This is a genomic window from Bacillus sp. AFS055030, assembly GCF_002574545.1.
In the GTDB taxonomy this organism is placed as follows: domain Bacteria; phylum Bacillota; class Bacilli; order Bacillales; family Bacillaceae_G; genus Gottfriedia.
In genome coordinates this window covers 1-1,972 of the sequence record NZ_NUGT01000049.1, presented here as the reverse complement: position 1 = coordinate 1,972, position 1,972 = coordinate 1, and the positions used below count along the sequence as shown (strand labels likewise).

Genomic DNA, 1,972 nt, shown 5'->3' with positions numbered 1-1,972 from the left:
GAAGGAATTAAATGTAGATCGGCGAACAATTGATAAATATTTAAATGGTTTTACTCCAAAAAAAACAAAAAACAAGTCTTCAAAAATTGATGATTACTATGAAGTAATTTCACTTTTATTATCAAAAGATTCAAAACAAGTTTTTTATTACAAACGAGTGCTTTGGCAATATTTAAAAGAAAACCATAACTTGAACTGTGCTGCTTCTTCTTTTCGTAGATACATTCAAAGTAAACCTGAGTTTCAAGCCTATTTTAAAGAAGGAAAGAGAACAAATCCAACACAATCAAGTATCAGGTTTGAGACTCCACCTGGAGAACAAGCTCAACTAGATTGGAAAGAGGACATTCGTTATGAAACGAAAGATGGCGAAATTGTACATATAAACGTGGCGGTGTTATTACTTTCTTACTCAAGATTTCGTGCCTTTTATCTGTCTATCTCTAAATCACAAAGTGTTTTATTTTCGTTTTTGACGGAAGCATTTGAATCGTTTGGGGGTGTTCCAAAGAGAATTGTGACGGATAATATGAAAACTGTCATGGATGAAGCTAGAACGAATCATTTTAAGGGAGTTGTGAATAAACGTTTCGCTCAATTTGCGGATGACTTTGGATTTAAAATACATCCTTGTATCGCTGGAAGACCTAGGACAAAAGGGAAAGTTGAATCACCTATGAAGTATTTAGATGAGATTCATGCCTATCAAGGGAAGTTTAGCCTTGAAGAGCTCCATAAGTTTGTCCAACACCTTTGTGAGAGAATTAATCATAGTTTTCACCAAGGTACTGGGAAAATACCGATTTTTGCCTTAAAACAAGAAAAGAATCTCCTACTGCCCCTACCACGGCAACAAATAAGAGATTCTTACAAAATCAAACATACGCTAGTGAAAGTAAATTCATCCAACATGGTGTCTTATAAGTCCAACCAATATTCAGTACCAGCTAAATATAGAGGAAAGACTGTCGGACTGCAAGCATATGATGATCAGCTATTCATTTATTATAACACAGAGCTAATTGTTCAACACAAAATTAGTCAGTTAAAAATCAATTACAAGGATCAGCATTACAAAGAAGAGCTAAGTAAATCGGTTCCTTACTATCCTGATATTGATCAATTAGCTAAGAAAAATTTACAGGCAATTGGAGATGTGTATAAAAATGAATAATTCTTACCAGCAGTTAATACAAAATCTAGAGTATTTAAAATTAAAACAGATGATTCACCATTTAAGTGAAACCATTGATTTTAGTGTAGGTAATCAATTATCCTTCGTGGAAACATTGGTTAAACTCACGAACTATGAAATTGATGTAAGAGAGAAAAACATGATTCATTCGATGGTTAAAGTGGGGGCATTCCCCCACTTTAAAGAAGTCAATGACTTTGATTTTGAATTCCAACCATCAATTAATAAGCAGCAAATCATTGACTTTCTAACCTTACGTTTTATTGAAGAAAAAGAAAATATTGTATTTTTAGGACCTAGTGGTGTAGGAAAAACACATTTAGCTACTGCGATTGGAATCGCAGCAGCTAAAAAAAGAACAAGTACGTACTTTATAAAATGTCATGAATTACTTCAACAATTAAAAAGAGCTAGGATTGAAAATCGATTAGAAGCACGATTAAAACATTACACAAAATATAAACTACTCATTATTGATGAAATTGGCTATTTACCAATCGATGCAGAAGATGCGAAGCTGTTCTTCCAATTAATAGACTTACGATATGAAAATCGAAGTACAATCCTAACAACGAATATTAATTTCAAGTCATGGGATGAAATCTTTCAAGATACCAAACTAGCCAATGCCATTTTAGATCGAGTTCTACATCACGCAACAGTCGTAACAATTGTTGGGGAATCATACAGAATTAAGCAACATATTTCAAAGGAAAATGAGTGATTTTGTACATATTTAAATAATCAAAAATGTACATGTTTAAGTTGACATTTATA

Annotated in this window: 2 protein-coding genes; both read left to right on the top strand. The window is 32.8% G+C overall.

Translation table 11 applies throughout. The annotated features are described in order from the left end of the window. On the top strand, nucleotides 1-1,174 hold a 1,174-nt coding region (istA, locus tag CN925_RS15620; RefSeq protein WP_098847251.1), incomplete at its 5' end, for an IS21 family transposase. Continuing rightward, nucleotides 1,167-1,919 carry an IS21-like element helper ATPase IstB gene (gene istB / locus CN925_RS15615; RefSeq protein WP_098847248.1) on the top strand — a complete coding sequence of 251 codons (753 nt, stop codon included), beginning with the start codon at nucleotides 1,167-1,169 and terminating at the stop codon, nucleotides 1,917-1,919. The genes istA and istB, both read left to right, overlap by 8 nt. The last annotated feature ends 53 nt before the right edge of the window (nucleotides 1,920-1,972 follow it).

Excerpts from the sequence above, each read along its gene's own strand:
- istB (WP_098847248.1), top strand. The coding sequence starts at position 1,167 with ATGAATAATTCTTACCAGCAGTTAATACAAAATCTAGAGTATTTAAAA.